Here is a 764-nt window from a genome sequence, read left to right on the forward strand (position 1 = left end):
TTAAGCAACGACAATCTACTAGCGTTGGGCCGCCGCGTCCTTGGGCGCGGCGCCCCAGAACCACGTGGACTCGCGGGCCTTGCGCAGTGCTTCGCGGCGGAGTTCCGGGGTCAGGCGGTCGAGGTAGAGGATGCCGTCCAGGTGTTCGGTCTCGTGTTGCAGGCAGCGCGCCATGAGACCCTTTCCCTTGACCACAACGGGTTCGTTGCGCAGGTTCACTCCGCGCACCACCGCGCGGTTGGCCCTGTGGCAGGGAAACCACAGTTCCGGCACGGAGAGACAGCCCTCGATGCCGTCTTGGACGGATGTGGACAGCTGCACGATCTCCGGGTTGATCACGTAGCCGTGCCGGTCGTCGACCAGGTAGCTGAACACCCGAAGACCGACGCCGATCTGCGGCGCGGCCAAGCCGGCCCGACCGGGTGCGTCGACCGAGTCCATGAGGTCGTCGACCAGTAACGACAACGTTTTGTCGAAGCGGGTTACTGGTTCGGCGACGGTGGTCAGCACAGGGTCGCCGAGGTATCGCAGCGCTCGCATGGCCATGCTGGTCTGTTCTCCTTGGTGAGTATGGGGGCGGTGGGGGCCGTTTTTGGGGTGGGGCGCTCTGGCCGTTTGGTAGGTGAGGACGGCGGGGCGCCGTTTGATGGGTGGGGACGACGCTCTGGCCGGCGACTCGCTTCGCTCGCTGCCGGTTTCTGGGCTACCTGTGTTTTTTGGGCCTCGCTTCGCTCGGCCGGCTCGTTCGCCTCAAGTCGGCCCCT

1 protein-coding gene is annotated in these 764 nt (G+C 65.7%); it reads right to left on the bottom strand.

The window, feature by feature from the left end; translation table 11 throughout:
* Positions 1-18: 18 nt before the first annotated feature.
* Entirely contained in the window at positions 19-546 is a 528-nt protein-coding gene (def, locus tag F0L68_RS28950; RefSeq protein ID WP_149853006.1) for a peptide deformylase, read from the bottom strand.
* Between the last annotated feature and the right edge of the window lie 218 nt (positions 547-764).

Origin of the sequence: Solihabitans fulvus, from assembly GCF_008386585.1 — a bacterium.
Taxonomy (GTDB): Bacteria; Actinomycetota; Actinomycetes; order Mycobacteriales; family Pseudonocardiaceae; genus Solihabitans; species Solihabitans fulvus.

What these genes read in the sequence shown, in the direction of transcription:
- def (WP_149853006.1), bottom strand. Translation starts at nt 546, where the DNA reads ATGGCCATGCGAGCGCTGCGATACCTCGGCGACCCTGTGCTGACCACC.